Origin of the sequence: Desulfovibrio sp. Fe33, from assembly GCF_028532725.1 — a bacterium.
Taxonomy (GTDB): domain Bacteria; phylum Desulfobacterota; class Desulfovibrionia; order Desulfovibrionales; family Desulfovibrionaceae; genus Pseudodesulfovibrio.
Map to the genome: position 1 here is coordinate 192502 of NZ_JAQKGU010000002.1, position 25834 is coordinate 218335.

Here is a 25834-nt window from a genome sequence, read left to right on the forward strand (position 1 = left end):
TGCGGGGTCAGTCCCGCCTGGTTCCGTTCTTGACGGCAAGGGCGATGGCCGCTTCTCTGACGTCCTTGAGGGAAAGCACTTCGGAGTTCAGCGCGCGCTGGATGAGGTAGCCTTCGAACAGGGCCGTGTTGAGCGCGCCTATTTTTTCCGCGGGAAAGTCGCTGGTCACGTGTTTGCGCATCAGTTCCGCGAAGACGTGGTTGGACAGGCGGTAGTCGGACTTGTTCATGAGTTTGCGCAGCGGTTCGCTCGTGGCGGAATAGACGGTGAACTCCAGGAAGATGGCCGACCAGTTGCGGTCGGACAGGATGGTCTCCAGGAAATCCCAGATGATGTTCATGGCCTCTTCGAGGTCGGCGGCGCTTTGCACCCGGTCGTGGCGGGTGGCGCGGTACTGCTTGAATTTCTGTTCGACGATCTGGAGGAAGAGTTCGTCCTTGGAGTTCCAGTGGCGGTAGAAGCTCCCCTTGGCGTACCCCGCATGGTCGGTGATCTCGGCCACGGAGGTGTTGGCGAACCCTTTGGTGCCGAATAATTCGATGGCCGAAGCCATGAGCTCCTGCATGGTTTGTTGGGATTTTTCCTGCTGCTTGGTCGCCATATCCGTACCTTGTCCCTGAAAATAATTCGTCTTTTATCGTGACCATCAGTCAATTTGTGACTTTCGGTCAAAAAGTGACCGACGGTCACATTGACGCAACCAGAACTAGCAGGGGGCAGGGAAAGAGTCAAGCACGGCCGAGTGATATTCCTTTGAATATAACACTCGGTCCGGGGCTGCGGCGTCGGCCGGTCGAGGAGCCGGGGAGGCGGCCGTATGCGGAAGGAGTGCGGCCTGGAACGGGAAGGGGCGTCGCCTGAGCTCGCCCCTTCCCGATTCCGGACGCGGGAGGCGTCCTACTTTTTCCAGTAGGGGTGCGAGATGTCTTCGAAGGCGGACATGGCGGCGATGGAGCCTTCGCCGATGGCGGTGACGATCTGTTGCAGGCCGCCGGTGAGGTCGCCCGCCGCATAGACGCGGGGGACGTTGGTGCGCATGTCCGGCCCGGTCCTGACAAAGCCGTTCTCGCCGAGGGCCACGCCCATGGCCTGCGCCAGTTCGGTGGCGGCCTTCTGGCCGATGGCCATGAACACGCCGTCCACGGGCAGTTCGGTTTCGGCGCGGGTTATGACGTTGCGCAGCTTGAGGGAAGAGGCCTTCCGGCCATCGCCCTTGATTTCCTCGACAACGGTGTTCCAGAGAACCGGGATGTTCTCGCGCTCCACGGATTCGATGAGGGGCTTCTGGGCGCGGAATTCGTCCCGGCGGTGGATGACGGTCACGTCCACACCGAGGTTCTTGAGGTGCAGCGCATCGGTCAGGGCGGTGTTGCCGCCGCCGATGATGGCCACGGACTTGCCCTTGTAGAGGTAGCCGTCGCAGGAGGCGCAGTAGTTGACTCCGCGCCCGAAGTAGGCGTGCTCGCCGGGCACCCCGAGTTTGCGGTAGCTCGCGCCCGTGGCCAGGATGACGGCCTTGGCCGGATATACGCCCCGGGCTGTGGTCACGGTGATGGGTTCGTCTTTGGCCGGGTCGCCCACCCGGATGGACTCGACGGCCTCGCCTTCGTGCACGGGGACATACTGCCGGGCGTGCTCGCCCATGATGTCCATGAGCTGCTTGCCGGGTACGGCGGTGAAGCCCGGATAGTTCTCGACCACCGGGGTCAGGGCCACCTGGCCGCCGACGATGCTCTTTTCGAGGACCACGGTCTTGAGCCCGGCGCGCACGGCGTAGATGCCCGCGGTGAGCCCGGCCGGGCCCGCGCCGATGATGACCAGGTCCACTTCGCCCGGATCTATAGTCCCGTAGCCCGAAGCCGTTTGCATTCCTTCCATGCCGGGAAGGCTGCCGTCCTTGAGCAGCTCTTCGGCGGACTTGAGGTGGACCAGCTCGACCACGAAACGTTCCTCGGGCATGAGGCCGAGGGCCTCGTGGCCGCCTTGGTTGAAGATGGTATGCGGCACTGATCCGACATTGTATTTTTCGGTCAGGACGGGATTCTCGCTCATTTCCACGCACTCGGCCTTGATTTGGCCGGGTCGGGCGATGGCGCATTTGATGGCGTGCATGACCTGGCCCGGGCAGTAGGGGCAGGAGGGCGAAACGAAGACTTGGGCCAGGCGCTCGCCGTCCAGCGGCTCAAGGAGGGCCAGGGACGCTTCGGACAGGCCGTTCGCGCGCAGGGAGACGAGCATGACGGCGGTGATGAAGGACTTGCCCTCTTCTCCCATCGGCGCGCCCAGGAAGCGGATGTGGTAGTCGTCGGGGTTGACGCAGAGGGTGGGCGAGGCGGTCACGCCCAGCGCCTTTGCGCGGTCGGAGGCGAGGTCGTGCCTTGCATAGGTTATCCGGCCGTCGAGCCGCGCCAAGTCGGCGCAGAATTTGCCGGTGTAGTCGGAAAATTCGTCGTTGACGCCGGGCTGGACGAAAAGTTCGAGGGAAACGGTTTCCCTGAGGGCCTTCAAGGTCTCGGTCAGTTGCTTTCTGACGTCTTCGGGCAGAAACCAGTCGTGATCGTCTTTCTTGATGAGGGCCATGGCGAAACCTCCCGTTGGTCGCGGTATTCGTAATTTAAAAAAAGTAGGAAGGCCCCGGCGGGCAGTCAAGGGGTCAAAGGATCACTATTCGGTTTCTGCCGGTTCGCTTGGCCTGGTAGAGGGCTTCGTCCGCCCGTTTGAGCAGCTCCTCGATGGACTCGTCCTCGGGGCGCAGGGCGGTTACGCCGATGCTGATGGTGAAGGTGATGATCTGGCCGTGGGTATCGACCTTGCATCGCTCCACGCGGCGGCGCAGGCGTTCGGCGGTGTTCTGGCCCGCGCCGATGCGGGTCTGGGTAAGGGCGGCCTGGAACTCCTCGCCACCCACGCGGCCGAAGAGGTCGGTGGTGCGCAGGGTGGACATGCACAGGCCGACCAGCTCCTTGAGCACGTCGTCCCCCGAGGGGTGGCCGTAGGTGTCGTTGATGCGCTTGAAATGGTCGATGTCCAGGGAGAGGAGGACCAGCGAAGTGTTGTACCGCTTGCACCGGTCGAATTCCTCGCCCAGCCTGGACATGAACTGGCGGCGGTTGCTCGCGCCGGTCAGGGGATCGGTGGAGGCCAGGGTGCGCAGCTCGTCTTCCATGTTGCGCTGTTCGGTGACGTCCATGCTGATGCCGATGAGCCGGATGGGCATTCCCTTTTCATCGACCTGGACCAGTCCTTCCAGGCGCATGTGCCGGGTCTCGCCGTCCGGGCGGATGATCCGGAATTCCAGGTAAAGGGGTTCCTTGGTCTCAATGGATCGCGCCATCTGTTGTTCCGTGGCGGCGAGGTCGTCGGGGTGGAGGCAGCTTCGCCAGAAATGGAACAGCTCGGAGGACGGCATGGGTGGCACCTGGTAGAGGTCGAACATCTTGTGGTCCCAGAGCAGGTCGTCGGTGCGCAGGTCCCATTCCCATATGCCCAGGTGGGCTGCGTCGGTGGCCAGGTCGAGGCGTTCGGCGATGGCCTTGAGATCTTCCTCGCTTCGCTTGAGGTCGGTCATGTCCCGCGCTTCGAAGGAGACGTATTCCGTGGAATCGCCTTCGACCCGGACCGGTTGGTAGGTGATGGACATGAACCGCTCGCCCTTGTCCGGGAGGCGGAGCCAGGTGGCCTCGATCAGGGTTTCGCCTTTCAGGGCCCTGTCGATGGCGGGCCGGAACTGTTGCTCGAAGGCCTCCGCGCCGAAGAGGATGCCGAGAGGCTGGCCCACTATGGCTTCCCGCGGGATTCCGAAAATTCGGGTGTATGCCTGGTTGACGATGATGTAGCGGTATTTGTTGTCGATGAGGGAAATAAGGTCAGGGGTGGTCTCGATGATCCTCTGGTAGCGCATCAGCTCCATGCGGGCGTGTTCGCGCTCCCGGTCCTTTTCCATCAGCTCCAGGTTCAGTCCGGCCAGTTCCCGGTTGACCTGCTGGAGCCTGTCCGTACGTCTGCGGACCGTTTCCTCCAGCTCGGCGCGGGCCTCCTTCAGCTCCGCCCGGGACCGCCGCCGCTGGATGATGCGCCAGGTGCCCTTCATTATCAAATCCAGATGGCGGACGTCGTCCTCGGTGTAGTCCCCGGATTTGTTGCTTACCCCGGCAAGGAAGACGATGTGGTCTTCGTCGAACACGGGAATCCCCAGGTGGTTCCTGATGGGGACGTGTCCTTCGGGAAGCCCCCGCCTGCACGGGGAGTTCGGGTAGTCGTTGACCAGGATCGCCTTGCGGAGCCGGATGGGTTCGACCCAAAGCCCCCCGTCCTCGACGTGGCAGGTCTTGGGGGCGGTCGCGACTTCGCATTGCTCCATGGCGTGTCCGGACCAGGCGTGGAGCGTCAGTTCGGTTTCGGTCTTGTCGAGCAGGTAGATGTAGCCGAAGGCGCTGCCCGTCACTTCGGTGATGGAGTTCAGGGCGAAGTCGAGGATGTCGCTTTCGGAGCGTTGGGTCATCTCGGAGAGAGCGTAGAGCTTTTCGAAGCGGATTTCGTCCAGTTCCAGCCGCCGCAGGGCCTCGCGGTGTTCGGTGATGTCGGTGAAGGAAACGAGGTTGGCCTGTTCCGCGCCGTAGTCGATGGTCCGCGCGGACATGTTGGCCCACATTACTGTGCCGTCGCGGCGGCGCATGGGCACAGGGAAATTGCGGATGTGCCGGTCCCTCGTCAGGAGAGCCAGGAGCCGTTTGCGGTCATTCACGTCGACATAGAATTTTTCGACGTTGTGCTCCGTGCTGTTCTTGGGCAGGCCGAGAAAATGTTTGGCCTCGGAGTTGGCCAGGAGGATGCGTCCATCTTCGGTGATGATGGCCATGCCGCCGGGGGCGTTTTCGAAAACCTGGCGGTAGCGGTCTTCGCAGGTAGCCTCGACGGTTTTCTCAAGGGCTTCTTCGAGTTCCTCGATGCGTTGCCGCGCTTCCTGAAGCTGCTTGCGTAGGGATGCTTCGTCCATTCGGCCCTCCGCTTCGGAGCGTTGCGCTCGGCGGCCGGGCCGTCAAGCTCGTTCGAGTTACTAATATCGCGTTTTTTTTGCGAAAGGTCAATGCGGTACGCGGCGGAAAGTGAAAGGACAAACCATAAAGGGGGGCGTGGACGCCCCCCTTCGGTCGATGGATCATGTCGTCCCGTTATTGGCCGAATATCTGCGCCGGGCGAGTGGGATCGCCGGTGGCGTTCGGGAAGTCGGGATACCTGTAAGCCTTGGTGTTGGTGTCGATGAGGTGGCGGGCCTCCTCCATGAACCGGTTGTAGCGGTGCTTGCACTCGTAGAATCCGTGCCACCATGCGTAGTCCGGGGCCATCATGGCCACGCCCATGCGGGCTCGGCGGCCTTCGTGGTGCCACAGCTCGTAGTATTCCACTTCAAGGTGCTCGTCGAAGAACTTGGTCTTGTCGAGCAACCCCTTCTCATAGAGTTCGTCCAAGGTCTTCTTGGCGGGTTTGAAGTAGACCTCGTTGTACTCCTCCACCGCGGTGTCGAGCTGGGTGTAGAAGTCGTCGATCCAGGACTGTCCATGGCACTGGCTGCAAATGTTCTTCATCTTGTCGCGTTCGACCTGCCAGTCGGTGGCTGCCGGAAGCGGCTTGAACTCGGACGGGCGGACCGTCAGCGGGGCCTGGGTTTCCCAGGAAATCCGTTCGGTCACGTCATGGGTCGTGGCCACGTCGCCGGAGCCGGACATGTGGCAGGCGGCGCAGGTGGGGGCGCGGTAATCCACGCCGGGAGTCCAGGCGCCGGGAGCGGAGTCGAAGTTGTATTCGTGCTTGAACGCCTGGTAGATGTCGCCGTGCTTGGATTCGTTGAAGATCTCGATCTGCGGGTGGTCGGGACCGAGGTGGCACTGGCCGCAGGTCTCGGGCTTGCGCGCTTCCATGACCGAGAAGCGGTGGCGGGTGTGGCAGCTCGTGCAGGAACCGAGGGAGCCGTCCATGTTCAGGCGGCCCACGCCCACATTGGGCCAGGTGTCGGGATCAAGCTTGCCGTCCTTCATCTTGAGCACCGTGCCGTGACAGTAGTAGCAGCCGGTCTTGCGCTCGTTGTCGGAGTTCATGCCGCCGTTGAGCCACGGGTCGAGCTTCCACATGATCTCGATGGTATTGGCGTGCTTGCTCAGGGAGTATTGCTTGGCCTCGTCCGGGTGGCAGCGGGAACAGTCCTTGGGCGTCACCGGGGCGGCAATGGGCACGAAGTACTGCTTCTCGCCCATGGGCAGATCGCCCCTGGAGTAGTATTTCTCATGGGCCACGCTGATGTCCTGCTCGCCGGGCTGGGCCTGGTGGCAGTCCAGGCAGGTGATGCCCGCCGCCGCGTGGCGGCTCATGGCCCAGTCGGCGAAGATGCCGGGGGTCTCCTGTTTATGGCATTCGATGCAGGCCGTGCCCTGGGGCGGGGTGGCCCGTTCCATGCGCAGTTCGCGGACTTTGGGGAAATTTTGCGCGCCGGCTGCGGTGGCGGTCAGGGCGATGACGGCCAGCATGGCGGCGAGGGTGAACGTCACTCTGCGATACATAAGCAAACCTCCTAGATACCCAGATTGGACAGTCCGCTGGCCCGGTAGGGAGCGCTGAACTGCTTGTACTCGAAGAACTGCCTGTCGTTGTGGACCAGGTCCCGGTGACAGTCCGTGCAGCGGTATTCCACGCCGTTTCCCGCATAGAGCACCTTGCGGTGGGCCAGCATGGCCCCGCGCTTGCCCGGCATGTGCAGGATGTTTCGGTGGCACTTCATGCACTGGTCGTTCTTCATGGTGGCCCATATCCGCTCGCGCATGACCGCCCTGTCATACGTCTCGGCGCCGCCGGTGAAGTGGGCGAGCACATCCTTGGCGCCGTGCATGGTCTTGGTGAAGAAGAAGTCAACGGTGTCGTGCGGAGCGGGCAGGTGGCAGTCCATGCAGTCGGCCACGAACCCCTGGGCGTTGTTGACGTGCGTCGAACTCTTCCAAGCCATGACGGCCGGGCGGATTTCATGGCAGCTTCCGCAGAACTCCGGGGTCGAAGTCCTGACCATGGTGTAATAGGTCATGCTGAAGAGCGGAAAGGCGATCAGGATGCCGAAAAGAACCAACAGGATCGATTTTGTTTTTCGTTCCATACCTCCTCCTGGCTGTTCCCCGTTGCCGGACCCTTCGCCCCCGGTCCGGAAAAATAAGGGTTAGAACCCAATTAGCAGAAATTGGCGGGAAAAGGCAGGGGGGAAGCGTTATTTTTTGGCATTTTTTGCGGCGATTGCGGCGGCTGCGCAGGAAATGGGACGAAAAAGGGGAACTGCCCCTTCAACTCTCTGAAGGAGAGAGCCAGGCGTTGAAAGCCGCTTCGCGGCAATGGTCGGGTGATTTCGCCTCCGGCGGGCAAGGGCTCGCACCCTTGCATCCCATGCAAGCGCCTGCGGCGCGGTTTTTCCGTTCAGAGGGGTTTTGCCGTGAAAGTGGGGAGTTGAAGGAAAGAATCAGGCATTGAAAGCCGCTTTGCGGCAATGGACGGGTGATTTCGCCTCCGGCGGGCAAGGGCTCGCACCCTTGCATCCCGTGCAAGCGCCTGCGGCGCGGTTTTTTCGCTACGAGGGGTTTTGCCGTGAAAGCGGGGAGTAATTATCCAGGGTTCAAAAAAAAGCCGGGAACGGATTCCCGGCCGAAAGGAAGCCGCGACGGGCCGCTACAGCTCGCATTCCGCCTTGGGAAAGTCGATTTCGAAGCAGGCGCCGCCCTCCTCCCAGGAGGTGGCACGGATGTTCCCGCCGTAGTCGTTGATGATGCCGTAGGAGATGGACAGGCCCAATCCGGTGCCCTTGCCCACGTTCTTGGTGGTGAAGAACGGTTCGAACAACCGTTCGCGGATGGCCGGAGGGATGCCCGCGCCGGTGTCGCAGATGCGGAAGATTATGCGTTCGGGCGTGCTGAACGACTGGAGCAGGATGCGCTTGTCGGCGTTGCCCTTCTCGTCCTTCCAGCGGTCCTCGATGGCGTCTCGGGCGTTGAGCAGGAGGTTGATGACCACCTGTTCCAGGCGGTTGGAGTCGGCCATGATGAGGGGCAGGTTTTCCTCCAGCTCCCAGATGACCCGGATGTTGTGCACCTGGAGCTGCTGGCTGAAGAACTCGAAGCCGCGTTCCAGGACTTCGTTGATCTGCACCGGCATGGTCCGCAGGTCGGACTTGCGCCCGAATTCGCGCATGTGCTCGATGATCTTGGCGGCCCGGTCCACGTGGGTGGAGATGCCTTCGGTTATCTCGCGCATGATTTCGGGGGAAACCTCGGAACCGCTCGCCGCCTTGCGCGAGAGCAGGTTGGAGATGGCCTGCAGGATGGTCAGGGGCTGGTTCAGCTCGTGGGCCACGCCGGTGGACATTTCGCCCAGGGTGGTCATCTTGCTGGCCTGGATGAGCTGTTGCTCGGCCTCGATCTTGCGGGTCACATCCGTGCAGGTGACTATGAGCGTTTCATGTCCCTCGAACCGGGCGGGCGAGATGCTCAGGAAGACGAAGAACGGCTTGCCGGACTTGTCCACGTGGGTGCACAGCTCGATCTCCGCCTGATTGCGCACGGCCTCTTCCCAGTCTCCGGCCTCGCCTTCGCGGAAGAAGCCCATAAAGCTCCGGCCGCGCATTTCGAGCTGGCTCCAGCCATACATCTCCTGCGAGGATTCGTTGCTGTTGAGGATGTTCAGCGTCTGCCTGTCGAGGACGAAGACCGCGTTGGGTATGGAGTCGAAAATGGCGTGGTAGCGGTGCTCGGACGCGGCCAGCTTGGATTCGAGCTCACGGCGGTGGGTGATGTCGATCATCATCTCCATGGCGGCCACGACCTCTCCCGATTCGTTGCGGACCGGCGAGGTGTAGACGATCCAATGGATGGGCTGCCCGTCCTTGGACATGCCCGACTCCTCGCTCATGTGGGGCATACCGTCGCGGAAGGTGCGGTCCACCGGGCAGGCTTCGCATTTTTCGAGCCGCCCCTTGTTCACCTGCCAGCATCGCTTGCCCATGGGCAGGCCGAAGTGCCGCTCGTAGGCCGAGTTGTGCTGGATGACCTTGTAGTCGGTGTCAACCACGGAGACCAGGCAGGGCACGTTGTCGAACAGGTTCCGGTATTCCTCGCGCTGTTCGAGCAGCTCGCGGTGCTTGTCCGAGACCCGCCTGCCCATCATGTTGAAGGCCTGGCCCAGGGTGCCGATCTCGTCCACCTGCTCGATGTCTATGTCGGTGTAGTCCTTGTCGCCGCTGATTCCCCTGGTGGCGGCGATGAGCCGCCTGATGGGCCGGAAGATGAACCTGTAGGTGAAGGCGAACAGGGCCAGGAACGTGGCCGCGAAGACCACCACGGAGATGCCGAGGTTGGCCCGCTCGAACATCACTATCATGGAGTTCTTGTCGTCCATGTTCACGGTCACGTCCAGCAGGCCGAGGACCTGCTCCTCCTTGGAGTGGACGTGGCAGGGCCCGGGGGAGCATCCCTCGGAGTTGGCGATGGGCGTCATGATGGACATGAGCTGCCGTTGGCCGGAATCCACCATCCTGCTGCGCTTGGACAGGGGCAGGGCCGGGGGCGGCGGGTCGTACTGGTGGCAGGCGTTGCAGGCTGGGGCTTCCTGTCCGATGACGGTGCCGATTTCCTCGGGGATGTTGGAAAAGACGATCTCCCCCTGCTTGTTGTACACGCGGATGGACTCGATCTCTTCCTGCCTGCTGATGTTGTTGATGTTCTCTTTGATGTCCTCTTCACTGTCGAGCATCATCGCGTAGTGCAGGGCGAGCATGATCGTGTCGGACACCATCTCGATGTCCGACATGGCGTTGGAGACCACGTTGCTCTTGAAATAATAGACGTTGAACCCGGTCCACAGGAAGATGCACAGGATGAGCGTCACGCCTCCCGACAGGATCATCTTCGCGATGAGGCTCTGACGGAATCTCTTGAGCATCTTCACACCGTTCTCCTTCGGGATGCGCCTGTCCGGCTACTCCCCGTCGCGTTTTGGCGGGTTCATCGGGCAGAGATAGGCGTCCTTCATCAGGTCCGCCAGCGAATAGGAGTCCAGCATCTTGTACATGGCCATGGAGGCGTCGTCCCAGATGGAACGCTTGAGGCAGACGGCCGCGCGCGGACAGGTGGACGGATCGCCCTCGCAGCCCAGGACCTGCTCCTCGCCGTCCAGGATGCGGGCCACCTCGCCGATGGAAATATCTTCGGGTTCGCGAACCAGGACGTTGCCGCCGTTGGGACCGCGCTTGCCCTTCACATAGCCCGCCTGCTTGAGCATTTTAATGAGCTTTTCAAGGTACTTCAAGGACAGCCCTTCGCGGTCGGCCGTATCCTTGCTCGGCACGGGGCTGCCGTTGTCGGAGTGCAGGGCGATGTCCAGGAGCAATCGGGTGCCGTATCGGCTGCGTGTAGTCAGTTTCATTGTCTTCGTCCCTGGCGGTGATATTGGAGGTCGCGCGGCGCGCGTCTTGTAAGCATAGGGAAAAACACCGCGACAATCAATCAAGCGGCCCCGCAAGCTCCGCGTCTCCCGTCCGTTGTTACCGTCCGGTGCGGTCGGGCAGGGTGATGACGAAAGTCGATCCCTTTTCCGGGGAGGACTCGACGCGAATGGACCCGCCGTGCTGTTCGATGGTCTGGTTGGAGATGAACAGCCCGATGCCGGTGCCGCGTTTGCCCTTGGACGAGAAGAACAGGGTGAAAATCTTGTCCCTGGTTTCGCGGTCCATGCCCATGCCGTTGTCCGACACGGTGACGACAAGGCCTTTGTCCTCGCGGCGGGCCGACAGTTTCAGGAGTCCGTTCTTCCGGCCCTCGCAGGCGTCCACGCCGTTTTCCAGGAAATTGACCAGGGCGGCGGACAAGGCCGCGGTGTCGGCCTGCAACAGTCCGAGGCCGTCCGGGATGTCGCGGGCGAACTCCACGTTGTGGGCGGCCGCCCGGGCCGCGGCGATGTCGGCGGTGTCCCGGAGGAACGCCGTGGCGTCCACGGCTTCGGTCTCAAGCTCCCTGGATTTGGCGTAGTAGAGGATGTCCAGGACCATCTTCTTGACGCGGCCGATCATGGCCTTGAGCGTCCTGGTGGCGGCTTCCACCCGTTCGGTGTCGCCCTTTTTAAGGCCGGATTCCAGCCGGTAGATGCCGCCGTCCAGCGAGGTCAGCATACCCTTTACGCCGTGCGACATGGAACCGAGCATGATGCCCAGCGAGGTCAGGTGGTCCTGGAGCCTGCGGATTTCGGTGATGTCCGTGGACATCTCCATGGCCTGGAACACCCGGCCCGAGGCGTCGTGGAGCGGGGCGGACTGGACGAGCATGTGCTTCTGCTCTCCCGTCAGGGTGGTGACCACGGTCTCCCGCTGCCGGGATTCGCCGTCCAGCAGGGTCTTGTCCACCAGGCAGCCTTCGCAAGGCTCGTTGCGGTGCTTGTATGCCTCGAAACAGAAATGGTCTTCCACCTCGCCGAAGTCCCGCTTGAAGAGGCGGTTGGCCTCGACGATCTTCAGGTCCGCATCCTGCACGGTGATGTAGCAGGGCGCTTCGTCGAACAGGCGGCGGTACTTGTACTGCGTGGTCAGCAGTTCATCCTGCAACCGCTTGAGTTCGGTCATGTCCACGGAGATATCCAGGACGAGCTCGATTTCTCCATCCTTGTTCGGCAGGGGGGCGGTATAGACCGTGACCGGAATCTCCTCGCCGTCCTTGCCCAGAAAATTTTCCTTGCTCCGCTGGCCCTTGCCGGTCTGGAAGGTGCGCTGCACCGGGCAGGCGTTGCCCGGCGAGGTGCGGTCGGAGTAAATGTCGAAGCTGTTGTTGCCTACCTGGTTGCCGAGGCGTTCCTCGAAGAGCCGGTTGTGGGCAACGATTTCGAGATAGCGGTTGTGGATGGACACCAGACAGGGCAGTTCGTTGAACACGCCGTAGCCGGTCTCCACCTCCTGGGCGGCGTCGGACAGGGCCGAGGACAGTCCCTGGACCACCTGGCAGGCGGCGTTCTGCCGCTCCAGTTCCACGATCCTGTTGGTCTTCTCCTCGACGAGCTTTTCCAGGTTTTCGGTGTACTCGCGGAGCTGGAGCTTCATGCTGTACCGCTCGCGGGCGCGTTCCAGGGAGATTTCCAGAACGTCGTTGTTGATGGGCTTGGTGATGAAGTCCGAGGCGTCGAACTTGAGGGATTCGATGGCCAGGTCCATGTCGCCATGGCCGGTTATCATGACGACTTCCGTGTCGGGGGAGCGTTCCTTGATGGCCTTGAGGAGATCGATGCCGTCCATGACGGGCATCTTGATGTCGGTGAAGACGATGTGCGGCCGGAAGGAATCGAATATATCGAGGGCATCCCGCCCGTTGGCGGCGGTTTCAACCTCGTAGCCCATATCTATCAGAGAGAGGCCGAGGAAACGGCGGACGCCTTCCTCGTCATCCACGAGCAACAGTCGTTTGAAATCCATCATACCCTCCGGGGGGAGCCTCCCGCGGGCCGTCGCAACGGCTGTTTCCCCGCGGGCCTCTCTCCAGTCCAGGATTGCCGGGCAGGGCTATTCGCCCAGGGCCTCTCGTACGATCTGGATTACATCCGCCGGGTCGAAGGGCTTCTTGATGGTCGCCACGGCCCGCCGAATGGCCAGATGGATTCCCGACAGTCCGCTGATGACGATCACCGGAATGTCGGAGAATTCCTTCTCACTGGTCAGCCGACGGTAGAAACGGGGCCCCCACTCGTGGGGCATTTCAATATCCAGCGTGATGAGGTCAGGCTTTTCGGCCATGGCGACTTCATAGGCTGATATTCCGTCGGATGCGCGGCAGGTATCGTATCCGTGGTCTTCGAATACGCTTACGAGGTAGTCGACGATATCCGGATCGTCATCCACCACCATGATTTTTTTTGGCATGAGCTCAACCTGGTTTCAAGTGGCGGGACCGCCCCGCAACGCCTGCAACGTATACTCAACCTGCGCACTAGTTCAAGTCGGAAAATGCGGCCCGCGAACCTATTGCGGCTCGCGGGCCGACGGGTCTCATCCTGTTTGCCGGCTAGCCGATGGCGTCCTTGACGATCTTCAGCAGCTGGGCAGGCTCAAAAGGTTTCGTGAGGCTTGCGATCGCCTTGGGAATAGCGTATTTGATCGCGTTGAGGCCGCTGATGACCACGACCGGGGTACGCTTGAGCGTCTCGTCCTGGCTGATCTTGCGGTAAAACCTCGGGCCCCATTCGTTGGGCATTTCCAGGTCCAGCGTAATCAGGTCGGGTTTCTCGGTCTTGGCGATCTCCACAGCCTCTGCGCCGTCGTTGGCGGTTACGGTCTCATAACCGTTGTCGCCGAGCAGTTCGGACAGATAAGAGCGGATTTCCTGGTCGTCGTCGACGATGAGAATCTTCTTGGACATAACTTTCCTCCTGGTACTCACGAATCAGTTCGCTTGATTCTTGATTTGCCGCAGCCGCTCCCGCCAAGGCCGGCTGCGGCATTAATATTTTCAAGGCGCGCCCGGCGCCGGCCGGGCGCGCGGATCAACTTCCTAAACCTTGTCGGGCTTGCTCACGCTGACCACAGGGCATCCCGCCCGCAGGATGACCTGCTCCATGGTGGAGCCGATGGAGGCCAGATCCGGGTCGAGCTCGCGGGAGTGGTGCGCCAGGACGATGAGGTCCGCGGACCGTTCGCGCGCGATCTTGACTATTTCCACATAGGGCACGCCTTCCCACACTTCGATGTCGAAGTTCTTGAAGTCGCCCAGAAGCGGGCCGTAGGTCTCACGGATGCGGTTCCGCGCCGTGATGATTTTGTCCTCGATGGCGTTCTGGTCCATGACCTTGCCGCTGATGTCCAGGGCGTGGAACATGGTCAGGTCGCAGTCGAGCTCCCTGGCGGCGTTCAGGGCGAATTTGAAGGCGTATTCCGCCTGTTTGGAGAAGTCGGTGGCGAAGACGATGTTCCCGAAGCCGCCCCAGTAGGAGGCGGTTTCGCGGTGCACGGTCATCACCGGGCAGCGGGCGGCCTTGGCCACGCGTTGCAGGGTGGAGCCGGGGTAGCCCTTGCGGTAGGCGCTCGAATCGCCGGAGCTTGCGCCCATGACGATGAGGTCGGCGTCCTCGGCCCGCGCGGCCCGCAGGATCTCGCGGCTGGGCACGCCCGTGGTGGTCACGATCTTGGCGTACTCGACCGACTCGATCTGCTTCTCGAAGGTGGATTTGAGTTCCTCCTCGACCCAGGCGCGGTATTCGTCGTCCACTTCGATCTCTTCGCCGGTGCGCACGTCGTTGACCACCTGGGAAAAGGCCTTGGTGGGCACGCCCATGACGTTGAACACCACCACCTCGGCCCCGTAGCGTTTGGCCATGTCGAAGGCCACCCGCGCGGCGCCGAAGGTGGACGGAGCACCGCTGGTCGCCAGTAGAATCTTCTTGAACATAGATCACCTCGTCCTTTGGTTACACGGTCTCCGGGTTATTCCTCGGTGGGGCGCAGGTGCTCGGGCACGTCGAGCATCTTGATGACCAGCGGCTTGAGGAAGGACCAGCGGATGCCGATCTTGTACTCTTCCTCCAGGTCGCGGATGGCGTCCCAGCAGTTGTGGCAAGGGGCGATGACCAGCTTGCAGCCGGTGTCGAGAATCTGCTCCATCTTCTTGCGCAGGGCCACGTTGCGCTGTTCGCGGTACAGGCCGATGCCGTTGAAGCCGCCGCCACCGCCGCAGCAGTAGTTGTGCTCCCGGTTGGGGGCCATTTCGACGAAGTAGCCGGGCTCGACGATGTAGCTGATGATCTCGCGGGTGACGTCCTTCAACCCCTGGTTGCGCACGTAGTTGCAGGAATCCTGCAGGGTGACCGGTTCCTTGATCCGCTTTGCGGGATCGATCTTGAGCTTGCCGGTGCGCAGGGCCTCGGCCAGCCATTCCACATAATGGATATACGGCACGGGCGGCTGGCCGTCGGGACGGCCCGCCCAGTACGGCCCTTCGATGACCGTGGCGCGGTGGGCGTGGCCGCATTCGGTGCCGATGGCCCGCTTGGGCTTGAGGCGCTCGAGGGCGGCGTAGACGTTGAGGACGTTGTCCTTGCAGCATTCCCAGTCGCCGGCGAACATGGACAGGGAGGTCTGCTCCCAGCCTTCGGAAGGCACGGTCCAGTTCTCGCCCGCCACATGGAAGAGGATGGCCGCTTCGGCGATGTCCTCGGGGTAGTGCTTGGGCTCGCGGGCGTTGCAGGTGTACATGATGTCCGCGCCGACCTTGTCCACGGGGATTTCAAGGCCCGGCCAGTCTTCCTCGTTCTCCTCGGCCATCCATTCGCAGGTCTCGACCCAATCCTCGGTGGTCACGTCCATCTGGGCGCGGTACACGCGGTGCATACCGGAGCCGATCTTCAGCTCCCACGGGACAAAACCCTGGGAGTAGAGCAGGCCGCGCAGGTAGCTGAACATGACGCCCATGTCGATGCCGTGGGGGCAGTACATGCCGCAGCGGTTGCAGCAGGTGCACTTGGACCAGGCGGTCTCCATGCACATCTGCATGAACTCGTTGTCCACCTTACCCTTTTTCTTGACCATCACCCCGAGGGTGGACTGGATCTTGTAGGACGGGACCTGTTCCGGCACCCGGCCGTTGACCTGGTACAGGAAACAGCTCTCGGCGCACAGGCCGCAGTGGGCGCAGATTTCGAGCCAGGTCTTGGTCCTGGATTTCATGGTCTTCTGGATGGTGGCCCAGAGCTTGTCCGAGTCCACGTCCAGGTGGTTCATTTCTTCGTAGTATTGCTTGCCGCCCTTGTCGCCGAGAGTGGCCTTGAGCTGCTCGTCGGTATTGATCGGCGTCTTATTGCAGAATTTTCCTTCAGGCATTTCGATTCTCCGTACTGTGCAGGTAAAGCTCTGTTACCAGGCCATGTCCGTGCCCTTCATGCCGCCGCGCTTGATGCCGTAGTCCATGCCCAACTGCATACGGGACATGAAGAACAGCACAACGTGGCTGAGCTTGGTGAAGGGCAGGGCCAGGAGCCAGATTTCGCCGCTCAGGATGTGGGCGGCCAGCCAGAAGTTGTAATCTCCCATTTCGTACCTGGCGATCAGGCCGGTGATGAACGGCATCACGGTGATGACCAGCAGCAGGTAGTCGTAGAAGGTCGTGATGATGCGCACCTCCGGGAAGGCGATCCGCCTGAGGGTCAGGAACAGGCCGCCCACCAGGCAGGTCCAGGCCAGCACGTCCGCCACGCCGGTGGGCAGGGTGGGCAGGCTGAACCCGAAGGCGTTCTTCAGCATCACGTTGTGCGCCTCCAGGAAGATCGGGGTGACGAGCAGCCCGATGTGGAAGGCGAAGAAGATGAGGGTGAAGCCGGGGCGCACGCGCCACAGCCGGGCCCTGAACGGGATGATGAAGGCCAGGATGGAGCGCAGGCCGCCCCGGATGCCGTATTTCATTTGAGGACGGTAGGCCACGCGGTCGAGCTGCCAACTGAGGCCTTTGACGTACATCACGCTGCGGACGAGCAGGCCGCCGAAGCTGACGATAAACGTCGCCCAGAGCATGGGCCCGGTCAGGAAATCGTACATTTCCGTTTCTCCTTGATTATCGTATCGTTAATCTTGAAACGATGGCCTTGCGGCTAGTCGTCCTTTTTGTTGCCGCCCATGAGGAAGCGCCAGTACAGGGTCGCCGCCACGAGGATCCCGCCCATGAGCAGGTACACAGTCCCCTTGGTGAACGTGTAGTAGTCTTGGAGAGTGAAGAATTCCATGGCAACCTCCTAGTGTTCGCCCTTGTAGTCCGGGTGCTCGTAGAAAATGGGCATCCGAGTGGAGATGAACCGGAAGGCCAGCACGCCGATGGTCACCACGAACAGCGAGATGGTGATCTCGCCCCAGCTCGGGAAGTACCGCTCGGCGGACGGGAGCTGATAGTTGAAGGCGACCAGGGAGATGTTGAACCGGTTTACGATGATGCCGAGCACGGTCAGGCCCGCTGCCCATCGGATGATGGTCAGGTTCTTGTCGCGTGCGCCGATGGCGTACAGGAAGGACGGCAGGGCCACGAAACCGAGCATTTCCACCAGGAACCACGCGCCGTAGCCGGTGGTCAGGTAGTGCCAGTTGTTGTCGTAGGCCAGGCCGATGACCTTGATGGAGAAGTACCCGAACAGCACGAGGGAAGCGGCCTTTCCGAAACCGAGGATCAGGCCGTCGTGGTTGTTCAGGTACTCCTCATCCATCAAGTGGTGCATGGGCTTGTGTGAGAGGGTTCCCTCGAAGATGACCATGGACAGGCCCGCGGCGATGCTCGACACGAAGAAGAACACCGGGAGGTATTGCGAGTACCAGAGCGGGTGGAGCTTCGACGGGGCGATGGTGAACAGCGCGCCCAGGGAAGACTGGTGCAGCGTGGAAAGAACCACGCCGAGGATGGTCAGGGCGAGGGTCATCTTGACCACGATGTTGCGGATCTTCTTCATGCCCAGCCATTCGAACGCGGCCGGGGTGAATTCGATGAACAGCACGGTCAGGTAGAGCATGACGCACAAACCCACTTCGAAGAGCAGCGAGGTCGTTCCCTGCTGGACGAAGATGGGGTAGGGCAGCCGCCAGGGACGGCCCACGTCGTAGCCCAGGGCGAAGACCACCAGGGCGTAGCCCAGGAAGGCGGTCAGGATGGCCGGGCGGACGCCTGCGTGATACTTCTTCAGGCCGAACAGGTAGCAGGCGGCGGAGGTGGTGTAGCCGCCCGCGGCCAGAGCGACGCCGCAGAGCAGATCGAAGCCGATCCAGATGCCCCAGGGGTTGTTCTGGTCCAGGTTGGTGACGGCCCCCAGGCCGCCGGTGAAACGCATCGCCGTGACCACCAGTCCGGCGACGAGAATGATTCCAGAGATAATATTGAACGGAGTGAAGATTGATTTCTTCGCTACCGCAGTGGTTTCGACAGACATCTAGGACTCCTCCTCTTTGGTTCCGGCGTCCTCTTCCTTCGGGGCGAGCGCCTCTTCGACGGCCTTCTTTACTTCGACCTCGATGCGGCGCTGGCTGGCCTGCTCGGCCTTGCCCAGCTCCTCGTGAAGCTTCTTCTCGGCCTCTTCGCCCGCCCGTTTCAGGGCGTCCTTGACCGCCTGGACGCGTTCGGCGTTGGCGATCTTGGCGTTGCGCTGCGTCACGGCGTAGATGCCGCCCAACAGCACGGGCCACAGGCCGACCACGATGGGCACGGCGGCCAGGGGACCGGCGGTCAGTTCGGGGGCGCTGACGGTGCCCAGGTCTTCGCGCATTCCGATCTCGGAGAAGGGAACGCCGGAGAGGTACATCCAGCTCGTGCCGCCCATCTCGCGCTCGCCGTAGATGTGGTTCACATAGCGGTCGGGATAGGTCTCGATGCGCTTGCGGGCGATCTTGATAAGCTCCTCGCGCGGGCCGAAGGTCAGGGCCTCCTTGGGGCATTTCTCCACGCAGCCGGGGAGCTTGCCCTCCTGGAGGCGCGGGTAGCACATGGTGCACTTGCGTACCCGGGGAGTCAGCGGCTCGCTGTATTCGTAGGCCGGGACCGAGAACGGGCAGGCCACCATGCAGTAGCGGCAGCCGACGCACACGGAGGCGTCGTAGGTCACTGCGCCGTTGGGCTGCTTCTTGAAGGCCCGCACGAAGCAGGCCGAGGCGCAGGCCGGTTCCAGGCAGTGGTTGCACTGCTGTTTGCGGAAGACCGGGCCCTTGGCTGTCTGGTACCGGTTGACCACGGTAAAGGTGTTCTCGTCGGTCCGCCGTACGGTATCGAGCACGGACAGATCGTCGAATTTCTTTTCCGGTTGCGGCAGCTCGTTGACTTCGTTGCACGCCTGCTCGCATTTGCGGCAGCCGATGCAGCGGGTGGCGTCAAAAAGCACGCCGTGGGTGTCGGGATGCGGGCCGAAGTGCTTGTTTGCGGCCTTGGCCGGAGTGGCCAGCGCTGCGCTCGCGCCTGCGGCACCCAACAATCCGAGGAAGGTTCTGCGTAACATCGTATGCTCCTTCGGCTAGTTGGTTTTCTTCTCGTGGCACGCGACGCAGTTGGTGGCGGCGGGCTTTTCGAGCTTCATTTCCTGGTGACAACTCATGCACTGGCCGTGGTATGCGGCTTTCAGTCCGGGCCTGCCTTCGGTCTCGAAGGGCTTGCCGTGGCAGCTCGCGCACTTGGGCGGGGTCAGAGTGGCCGGGGCGTTGTGGTGGCAACCGGCGCAGACGGCCTCGGGCGAGGCATGGAAGGTGGCGGCAAGCCGGTTGTCCTTCATGCCCTTCAGGAGGCTCAGGACGATCTTGCGGTGCGGCATCTTGCTCGGCTGGTATTGGTCGGCCAGAGCGTCGATGTTCACGAACTCGGGGATATCCTTCTCGGCGACCATGGCCTGGGTCTCGGGACGGGCCGCGATGACCCTGGCGGCCTCGGCTTCCTTCTCTTCCTTGGACATGGCGGCCGGGTTCACGGGCGCGCTGACCAGCAGCCGGAAGCCCGGCTCGTCGGCAACGCCGACATTGTGGCAGGAGGCGCAGGAGTTCTCGGACAGCGCCTTGGCGGCGGGACGAGCCTCATGGCAGCCCGCGCACTCGGGCTTCTTCTGTTCCTGGACGTGGCAGCCCACGCAGGTGGACGGGTCGGTGACGTTGTGCAGCGCTTCGAACGAGGCGTTCAGCTTGGCGTTGACGCCGTCCTTGTGGCAGGTCAGGCAGGAGTCGGTCTTGGCCTCGTGGAGCTTGTGGTCGAAGGCCACGGGGGCCATGCCCGAGGGCTTGTCCCCGGCCTTGGCTTCCTTGTCCTTGGAGCCGGGGGCCAGGAGCACGGCGTCGGGCTGCTTGCGCGGCAGGCGCGGCAGGACGCCGCCCATGGCCTTCAAGTCCTTGGCCAGCTCGACGTTGCGCTCGGCTATCTGCTCGGTGCCGTGGCAACCGGCGCACTGCACCGGGCCGGAGCGCTCGGCCTTCTTCTCAATGAGGCTCTGATGGCAGGTCACGCACTGGCTGTGGAAGACGTCCTTGACCGGTTCGGCCTTGGCTTCGTCGGAGAAACGCCAACTGTCTTCCTCGCCCGCCTTCTTGTGGCACGCGCCGCAGTTGGTCTCCTTGCCCTGGTCGGCCGGGATGATCTTGGAATCCCAGTGGACGAAGTGGAGCATGTTGTCCATGCCCGCCGGAACCCGGTCGGCGTTTTCGGGCCGCACCTGATGGCAACTGCGGCATTCGCCGGTCTTGGGACCGGTCTTGAAGCCCTTCTCCTCGCTCTTGACGTGGCAGGAGATACAGTTGTCGTGGTACATGTCCTTGAGCTCGGTCGCGGTCAGCTCGGGCTGTCCCTCGCCTTCCAGCCTGCCGAAGGTCAGGGCCATGTCGCCCTTGGCGTCCTTCTGGTGGCAGGATTCGCAGCTCATGCCCTGATCCTTCAGGGCCTTGGTGTGCGCGTCGTGCTTGAACACGGCCGCAGGTTGTTCGAGTGACTCCAGCCTGGCGATGGTGTCAATCATGATCACGTCCGGCCGCCCGGCGGTCTTGTCCGTCGAGCCGAGCATACCCATGGCTTCCAGTTGGAAGCCGAGCACCCCGGCCAGCGTGATCGCGATGGCAGTCAATCGCAGTATCCGTTTACCGTTTGCCATGTGTCGATCCCTTTCTAAAAAGCGTTGATGGCAATGAACCGGCCTCCTCGGCCCGTTCCCCTGGTTCCGTTTCCGGACCCTACCGGCCCCCCAGGCGCGGCACCTCCGCCGCGCGAAATTCGGTCTTAAAAGCTCCCGTTTTGGTAGGTTAAAATACCTACTCAGTAACGAGGTTTTAATACCTACTTGCCCGGTATGTTAAATATGAGCGGTAAGTCAAGTAAATCTTACTTGTAGGAACTACTACCAAAATATCGATAACAGTCTGATAAAGAAGAGGAACCCAATTAGTGGGTTTTTTGAAAATCGTTTTCAAGAGAGGGGCCTTGCGTAGGGCTGGCACGGTCTCCGCTCGAATGATTACAAGGCTTGCGGGATGGTGGAAAAAAGTGAATCCGGCCTTTGCGGGCCGGTCATGAGGCTAGAATCCCCTCGATTTTCGAGGGGAGTCGATTGCCTGAGGCGGGGTAGGGAAAAGGACGAGAGGAAGGGGGGCCGGTTAGGGCTTCTTGATTATCTCGTGGACCCAGCGGTTTTCCGAAACGCGTTCGGAGACCACATAGCCCTTTTCACGCAGATAGCGCATTTTGCGGCCGCCATCGCCAGTCGAGAACAGTCGTTGGCCGACCTGGTGCTGGGAGAGAAACTTCATGGCCGCTTTTTTATAGTTGGTGAAGAAACTGAACATTGAAAGACCTCCAATCTTGCCGGGGGATGCAACCTAGCACCGACATGCTGTCCAGTCCACCACAACTTGACGCCCCTTTCAACCCTTTCCAACACGTTTTCATCATTAAAAAATGAGCGGCCGAATCGAGCTTTTGGCCTGTCGTGACGCTGCGGAAGACATCTTGTGTTTTCGCATCGGGAACGAATTCGCGCTGTTTGGACTGCTTGCGCGGGCGTCGGGAAGGGACGGTCTGTCCCTTGGCGTCGTCACGCAGCCCGTTCCGGTTCCATCAAAACTTCCGGCGGCTCCCGGAGTCGGGGATCGGTTTTCCGCGTCCAACCGCCGGAAAGGCCGGGGTCTGGCAGCGGCCGTTTCGCCGCGCTTCCGGCGGGGCGGCGAGGCGATATATTCATTCCCGGCAAAGTATGAATATTGACTCAATCATTCAAATGTAGAATGACGAAAGACAACTATACACAGGAGGTTCGCATGGAAAAGATTCTCATCATCGGTTGCCGGAATACCATGGACGACGTCTGCATCGGCTGTTCCCGCTGCCTTGTGGCCTTCAATCGGCGCGAAGGCCAGTTCGAGCGTTACAAGGGACAGGAAGCCGAGGTCCTGGGCATTCTCAACTGCGGGGGATGTCCCGGCGCTTCCATCGTTCAGCGTCTGGCCCAGGTCAAGCTCTGGAACGTGCCCCTCAACGAGCAGCCCACCAAGATTCACATCGGCCCATGCGTGTCCGATCACTGTACCCACGCGGACGACGTGATTACCAAGATCGTCGCCAAGTCCGGCATCGAGGTGATCGAGGGCACGCATCCGTATATGCCCGAAAAGATCTGGTCTTGAACCCGGAAGCCATCGAACGGAGAGGCGGTCCCGGATGAACGTCCGGGACCGCCTTTGTCGTTTCGAATGGGGCGCGTCGACCGCTTAAGGGGTCACGTCCTCCATGTCCTGGCGCTTTTCCCTGTCCAGGGGGAATCGCCTGACCTGCTTGCCGGAGGAGAAGTCCACGCGCTTGAGGTCGATCACCCGCACGCGCCGGTTGTGCTGGGTGTGATAGTAGAGCTTGAGATTCCGCGTGTCCGCCGCGCAAGTCCAGAGGGTCGAGCTGCGCATTCCAGCGAGTTTCGCCGGGTCCGCCCCCGGACCTTCGGCCGAGCCTGCGGGCAGGGTGAAGTTGTCCAGGATGCGGAACACTTCGTACACGGTCTCGTCCCCGTCGGGCGTCTTACGGGCGGTTTGGGAGTATGCCACGGCGCGGATGAAGCGGGACGGGGGCGTGAAGTCGCCGGGCAGGCCGAGGAAACCGGAGCCGCCGCCGATGGGGGCGAGGGTCAGGTCATCCAGTTTTTTGGCGGGCCAGGCCACGGCGGACAGGTTGACGTAGTTGCGCAGGTTGGTCATGTGCCAGTCGAAGCTGGGCGAATTGGTCAGAACCCGCAGGGGATTGTCGAATACGCGCAGCTTGCCTTCAAGATATTCGATCACGATGGCCTTTCCGCTTGGGTCCATGACCGTCAGGTGGAGCGGGGCGGGCTTGCCCAGGGCCGGTTCGGTGACGGCGCATACGCGAATTTTCTCCAGCCCGGCGCGCACTTCGTCCACAGTGGCGAACTGCGTGAGCACATAGTTGGGGAACATGGAGGAACTCAGCGTAGAGCTCGCACGGGCCGGGTCGTAAGACTGGTATTGAGCGAATCCGGGATGGTAGAGCATTCCGACCACCAGCCCCTTCTCGTTCATGCCGTCGGAAAGGAGGTCCTTCTCAAGGGCGTCGAAGGCCGCCACGCCGTATTTCGCTTCCCAGCGCACTCCGGGTTTGCCGTCCGGAGTCTCGGACTGGAAAACGTGTCCCCGGGGTACGACGACCAGGCGCGATTTGAGGTCGAAGGTTCCCCATTCCATGGTTCTTCCGTAGACAAGCGCGCCGTCTTCGGCCATGAGGCCGATGCTTGTGCAGGCCTGCGATGCCGTGTGCAGAAGCAACAAGGCAAGTATCGCGGTCAGGCCGCCCATCGTCATCCGTTGCAGAGTGTTCATGGATATCTCCCGAATTCAGGTTGTCTGGCAAAGGGACTCTGCTCTTTACCATAAATTGTTATGTGCTTTCACTTATACTATGGCCGAGGTAAAATCCAGACGGATGCCATGGTTGGGACAAGTTCAATGGGTTTATCCCTGGGGCCGGGTCCCCTGGATTTCGCCCGGTGCGCGCCCCTCCGGGCGACGCCGTGTTCGAGCCTGGACCCGGCCTATTAATTAATATAGGGTGCGCACCGTGCCGCTGGGCCGCGGCGGTCCGTGCGCCGCAATTCCTCGGCGCGAGGGCAAAGGCGCGGCACCCGCCCGGGGCATCGACCAGGGTACCGGTTGATAATCCGCCATGAGTTGGGTTATTTTTTTATTCGTTGGCCGCTCTTCGGTTCAGGCCCTTGAACAACAAGGTTGCGACAGCAGCGAAAAAACTTCTCCGAGATTCTATTTGTCTAGCAATAATCTGAAAAATTTTGACGAGATGCAAAGTCGTCGACTGTTGCAGAGGTGCTTTTCCTACTTTCGGCCGCATCTTTGGAAAGTCGTCTTCGGCATGTTGTCGGCCATCATCGTCTCGTCCACCAACGCAGCCACCGCCTACCTGGTCAAGCCCGCCATGGACAACGTGTTCGTGCAGAAGGACGAGGTCGCGCTCGTGCTCGTGCCGCTGGCGTTCATGGGCGTGGTGGTAGTGAAGTCCATTTTCCGGTTCACCCAGGTGTATCTCATGAACATCACGGGCTTCATGGTGCTCGACAAGCTCCGCCAGGACCTGTTCAAGCGGATACTCCAACTGCCTCTCCGGTTCTTCGAGGAGAGCCAGGTGGGAATGCTCATGTCCCGCGTGCTCGGAGACGTGGAGGGCATCCGTGAAAGCATCCCCACGCTGGTCATGGCCATCCGGGAAATCATCACCGTCATCAGCCTCATCGGCGTGATCGTGTTTCAGGATTGGAAGCTGGCGATAATCGCGCTTCTGGTCCTGCCGCTCTGCGTCATGCCGGTCGTCTGGTTCGGCAGGAGGCTGCGCAAGCTGGGCCGCAGGCTGCAAGTCCAGGGCGCCGACATCTCTTCCGTGGTGCAGGAAATCTTCAGCGGCATCAGGCTTATCAAGGCGTTCTGCACCGAGAAGCAGGAGTCCCTCAATTTCAACAGGGAAAGCGGTAAGATCGTCAATATTTCGAAAAAGCAGACTTTGGTCGGCGAATTGTCGAGCCGGTTCATGGAGCTGGCTGGCGGCGTCGCCATCAGCGGCGTGCTTTGGTACGGGGGCAGCCAGGTGTTGAGCGGCCATTCCACCCCCGGTACGTTCTTTTCCTTCGTGACCGCCTTGATAATGCTCTACGAACCCATCAAGAAGCTCACCGAATCGAACAAGGTGCTGCAACGGTCCCTGGCCAGCGCCGAGCGCGTGTTCGGGCTGCTCGATTCCGAGTACGTCCGGCCCGAGCCTACCGGCGGACTGGAGCTGCAAAAGCCCATCAGGACCATTGAGCTGAAGGATGCCGTCTTCACCTATCCGACCCTGGACAAGCCGGTCCTGAAGAATCTCACGCTGACGATTCGGCAGAACGAGCGGATCGCCCTTGTCGGTCCGAGCGGAGCGGGCAAGACGACCCTGGCCAATCTGTTGCCCCGGTTCTACGACCTGGACAGCGGAAGCATAACGATCAACGGCACGGACATCGGCAGCCTGGATCTCAGGTCGCTGCGACTGTCCATCGGCATCGTTTCCCAGGAATCGATCCTTTTCAACCTGAGCATCCGGGAAAACATCGGGTACGGGACAAAGGACGTTACCGAGGAGCAGATCGTGAACGCCGCGAAGGCCGCGTATGCCCACGAATTCATCGAGTCGTTGCCGGAAGGGTACGACACCGTTTGCGGCGAGCGCGGAGTGAAGCTGTCGGGAGGCCAGAAACAGAGGATCACCATCGCCCGGGCACTGGTCAAGGACCCGGCCCTGCTCATCCTAGATGAAGCGACCAGCGCGCTGGACACCCAGGCCGAGCGCGTGGTGCAGAAGGCACTGGACAACCTGATGAAGGACCGGACGAGCGTCGTCATCGCCCACAGGCTGTCCACGGTCATCAATGCGGACCGCATCGTCGTCATGCAGCAGGGGGAAATCGTCGGAATCGGCAGGCATGAGGAGTTGCTCGAAACCTGCCCCCTGTACGCCAAGCTGTACTCCATACAGTTCTGCAAGGCCCTTTCCGACGAGGAAGCCAAGGAATTGAGCCTGGAGGCGTAGACCGGGTCAAACACGACCGGCGCCGCCTCACTGCGAGCCCATGAAAAAATGAAACGCCGAGCAGCAATGCCCGGCGTTTTTTCATTCGCATCGGCGGGCACGGGCGCGACCGTGCGTGACGTTTGTGCGACATCTTGCCGCGCGCTCCGTTGCCGCTTTCTTTAGCCTCCCGTTGTGGGTAATAGGGAATTAGAGGTGGCGGAAAGTCTTTCACGCCTTGGATGTGACGGTTT

21 protein-coding genes are annotated in these 25834 nt (G+C 61.5%); 2 read left to right on the plus strand and 19 right to left on the minus strand.

The window, feature by feature from the left end:
- Positions 1-7: 7 nt before the first annotated feature.
- The 18 genes from PSN43_RS03700 to PSN43_RS03785 all read right to left on the minus strand — a co-directional run bounded on the left by PSN43_RS03700 (position 8) and on the right by PSN43_RS03785 (position 21319).
- Positions 8-601, minus strand: a complete 594-nt coding sequence (locus PSN43_RS03700; protein ID WP_272699372.1) for a TetR/AcrR family transcriptional regulator — start codon at positions 599-601, stop codon at positions 8-10.
- A 296-nt stretch (positions 602-897) separates the two neighbouring features.
- On the minus strand, positions 898-2580 hold the full coding sequence (locus PSN43_RS03705) for an FAD-dependent oxidoreductase (RefSeq protein ID WP_272699373.1): 1683 nt from the start codon (positions 2578-2580) through the stop codon (positions 898-900).
- A 73-nt stretch (positions 2581-2653) separates the two neighbouring features.
- Positions 2654-4996 (minus strand): diguanylate cyclase, encoded by a 2343-nt coding sequence (locus tag PSN43_RS03710; RefSeq protein WP_272699374.1) that lies wholly within the window; start codon positions 4994-4996, stop codon positions 2654-2656.
- Between the two features lie 175 nt (positions 4997-5171).
- Positions 5172-6554: a multiheme c-type cytochrome gene (locus tag PSN43_RS03715; RefSeq protein WP_272699375.1), complete on the minus strand. Its 1383-nt coding sequence runs from the start codon at positions 6552-6554 to the stop codon at positions 5172-5174.
- An 11-nt stretch (positions 6555-6565) separates the two neighbouring features.
- On the minus strand, positions 6566-7138 hold the full coding sequence (locus PSN43_RS03720; protein ID WP_272699376.1) for a NapC/NirT family cytochrome c: 573 nt from the start codon (positions 7136-7138) through the stop codon (positions 6566-6568).
- Positions 7139-7698: 560 nt separating this feature from the next.
- A complete protein-coding gene (locus PSN43_RS03725; RefSeq protein ID WP_272699377.1) occupies positions 7699-9963 on the minus strand; it encodes a PAS domain S-box protein in 2265 nt (754 codons plus the stop codon).
- Positions 9964-9999: 36 nt separating this feature from the next.
- A complete protein-coding gene (locus PSN43_RS03730; RefSeq protein ID WP_272699378.1) occupies positions 10000-10446 on the minus strand; it encodes an RrF2 family transcriptional regulator in 447 nt (148 codons plus the stop codon).
- 118 nt (positions 10447-10564) lie between these two features.
- A complete protein-coding gene (locus PSN43_RS03735; protein ID WP_272699379.1) occupies positions 10565-12475 on the minus strand; it encodes a response regulator in 1911 nt (636 codons plus the stop codon).
- 87 nt (positions 12476-12562) lie between these two features.
- The gene (divK, locus tag PSN43_RS03740; protein WP_272699380.1) at positions 12563-12919 is read right to left on the minus strand and encodes a DVU0259 family response regulator domain-containing protein; all 357 of its coding nucleotides are present in this window, start codon (positions 12917-12919) and stop codon (positions 12563-12565) included.
- Positions 12920-13061: 142 nt separating this feature from the next.
- Positions 13062-13415, minus strand: coding sequence for a DVU0259 family response regulator domain-containing protein (divK, locus tag PSN43_RS03745; RefSeq protein WP_272699381.1), 354 nt, complete (start codon positions 13413-13415; stop codon positions 13062-13064).
- A gap of 132 nt (positions 13416-13547) precedes the next feature.
- Positions 13548-14441, minus strand: a complete 894-nt coding sequence (locus tag PSN43_RS03750) for a universal stress protein (RefSeq protein WP_272699382.1) — start codon at positions 14439-14441, stop codon at positions 13548-13550.
- A gap of 35 nt (positions 14442-14476) precedes the next feature.
- Entirely contained in the window at positions 14477-15868 is a 1392-nt protein-coding gene (hmcF, locus tag PSN43_RS03755; protein ID WP_272699383.1) for a sulfate respiration complex iron-sulfur protein HmcF, read from the minus strand.
- A 33-nt stretch (positions 15869-15901) separates the two neighbouring features.
- Positions 15902-16579, minus strand: a complete 678-nt coding sequence (hmcE, locus tag PSN43_RS03760; RefSeq protein ID WP_272699384.1) for a sulfate respiration complex protein HmcE — start codon at positions 16577-16579, stop codon at positions 15902-15904.
- A 53-nt stretch (positions 16580-16632) separates the two neighbouring features.
- Positions 16633-16764 (minus strand): sulfate respiration complex protein HmcD, encoded by a 132-nt coding sequence (gene hmcD / locus PSN43_RS03765; protein ID WP_272699385.1) that lies wholly within the window; start codon positions 16762-16764, stop codon positions 16633-16635.
- A 9-nt stretch (positions 16765-16773) separates the two neighbouring features.
- Positions 16774-17949: a sulfate respiration complex protein HmcC gene (gene hmcC, locus PSN43_RS03770; RefSeq protein ID WP_272699386.1), complete on the minus strand. Its 1176-nt coding sequence runs from the start codon at positions 17947-17949 to the stop codon at positions 16774-16776.
- A complete protein-coding gene (gene hmcB / locus PSN43_RS03775) occupies positions 17950-19005 on the minus strand; it encodes a sulfate respiration complex iron-sulfur protein HmcB (protein ID WP_272699387.1) in 1056 nt (351 codons plus the stop codon).
- Positions 19006-19020: 15 nt separating this feature from the next.
- Entirely contained in the window at positions 19021-20631 is a 1611-nt protein-coding gene (gene hmcA, locus PSN43_RS03780) for a sulfate respiration complex hexadecaheme cytochrome HmcA (RefSeq protein ID WP_272699388.1), read from the minus strand.
- Positions 20632-21130: 499 nt separating this feature from the next.
- A complete protein-coding gene (locus PSN43_RS03785; RefSeq protein WP_272699389.1) occupies positions 21131-21319 on the minus strand; it encodes a hypothetical protein in 189 nt (62 codons plus the stop codon).
- 471 nt (positions 21320-21790) lie between these two features.
- On the opposite strand from PSN43_RS03785, the gene PSN43_RS03790 reads away from it, so the two are divergent.
- The gene (locus PSN43_RS03790) at positions 21791-22156 is read left to right on the plus strand and encodes a CGGC domain-containing protein (RefSeq protein WP_272699390.1); all 366 of its coding nucleotides are present in this window, start codon (positions 21791-21793) and stop codon (positions 22154-22156) included.
- Between the two features lie 84 nt (positions 22157-22240).
- Here the strand turns inward: PSN43_RS03790 and PSN43_RS03795 are convergent, their stop codons facing one another.
- Positions 22241-23353 (minus strand): choloylglycine hydrolase family protein, encoded by a 1113-nt coding sequence (locus PSN43_RS03795; protein ID WP_272699391.1) that lies wholly within the window; start codon positions 23351-23353, stop codon positions 22241-22243.
- A 547-nt stretch (positions 23354-23900) separates the two neighbouring features.
- Between PSN43_RS03795 and PSN43_RS03800 the strand changes: the two genes are divergently transcribed.
- On the plus strand, positions 23901-25601 hold the full coding sequence (locus PSN43_RS03800) for an ABC transporter ATP-binding protein (RefSeq protein WP_272699392.1): 1701 nt from the start codon (positions 23901-23903) through the stop codon (positions 25599-25601).
- Positions 25602-25834: the final 233 nt, after the last annotated feature.

Bases quoted from the DNA above. Each gene is read 5' to 3' on its own strand.
- PSN43_RS03700 (WP_272699372.1), bottom strand. From the start codon at position 601: ATGGCGACCAAGCAGCAGGAAAAATCCCAACAAACCATGCAGGAGCTC.
- PSN43_RS03705 (WP_272699373.1), bottom strand. From the start codon at position 2,580: ATGGCCCTCATCAAGAAAGACGATCACGACTGGTTTCTGCCCGAAGAC.
- PSN43_RS03710 (WP_272699374.1), bottom strand. From the start codon at position 4,996: ATGGACGAAGCATCCCTACGCAAGCAGCTTCAGGAAGCGCGGCAACGC.
- PSN43_RS03715 (WP_272699375.1), bottom strand. From the start codon at position 6,554: ATGTATCGCAGAGTGACGTTCACCCTCGCCGCCATGCTGGCCGTCATC.
- PSN43_RS03720 (WP_272699376.1), bottom strand. From the start codon at position 7,138: ATGGAACGAAAAACAAAATCGATCCTGTTGGTTCTTTTCGGCATCCTG.
- PSN43_RS03725 (WP_272699377.1), bottom strand. From the start codon at position 9,963: ATGCTCAAGAGATTCCGTCAGAGCCTCATCGCGAAGATGATCCTGTCG.
- PSN43_RS03730 (WP_272699378.1), bottom strand. From the start codon at position 10,446: ATGAAACTGACTACACGCAGCCGATACGGCACCCGATTGCTCCTGGAC.
- PSN43_RS03735 (WP_272699379.1), bottom strand. From the start codon at position 12,475: ATGGATTTCAAACGACTGTTGCTCGTGGATGACGAGGAAGGCGTCCGC.
- divK (WP_272699380.1), bottom strand. From the start codon at position 12,919: ATGCCAAAAAAAATCATGGTGGTGGATGACGATCCGGATATCGTCGAC.
- divK (WP_272699381.1), bottom strand. From the start codon at position 13,415: ATGTCCAAGAAGATTCTCATCGTCGACGACGACCAGGAAATCCGCTCT.
- PSN43_RS03750 (WP_272699382.1), bottom strand. From the start codon at position 14,441: ATGTTCAAGAAGATTCTACTGGCGACCAGCGGTGCTCCGTCCACCTTC.
- hmcF (WP_272699383.1), bottom strand. From the start codon at position 15,868: ATGCCTGAAGGAAAATTCTGCAATAAGACGCCGATCAATACCGACGAG.
- hmcE (WP_272699384.1), bottom strand. From the start codon at position 16,579: ATGTACGATTTCCTGACCGGGCCCATGCTCTGGGCGACGTTTATCGTC.
- hmcD (WP_272699385.1), bottom strand. From the start codon at position 16,764: ATGGAATTCTTCACTCTCCAAGACTACTACACGTTCACCAAGGGGACT.
- hmcC (WP_272699386.1), bottom strand. From the start codon at position 17,949: ATGTCTGTCGAAACCACTGCGGTAGCGAAGAAATCAATCTTCACTCCG.
- hmcB (WP_272699387.1), bottom strand. From the start codon at position 19,005: ATGTTACGCAGAACCTTCCTCGGATTGTTGGGTGCCGCAGGCGCGAGC.
- hmcA (WP_272699388.1), bottom strand. From the start codon at position 20,631: ATGGCAAACGGTAAACGGATACTGCGATTGACTGCCATCGCGATCACG.
- PSN43_RS03785 (WP_272699389.1), bottom strand. From the start codon at position 21,319: ATGTTCAGTTTCTTCACCAACTATAAAAAAGCGGCCATGAAGTTTCTC.
- PSN43_RS03790 (WP_272699390.1), top strand. From the start codon at position 21,791: ATGGAAAAGATTCTCATCATCGGTTGCCGGAATACCATGGACGACGTC.
- PSN43_RS03795 (WP_272699391.1), bottom strand. From the start codon at position 23,353: ATGAACACTCTGCAACGGATGACGATGGGCGGCCTGACCGCGATACTT.
- PSN43_RS03800 (WP_272699392.1), top strand. From the start codon at position 23,901: ATGTTGTCGGCCATCATCGTCTCGTCCACCAACGCAGCCACCGCCTAC.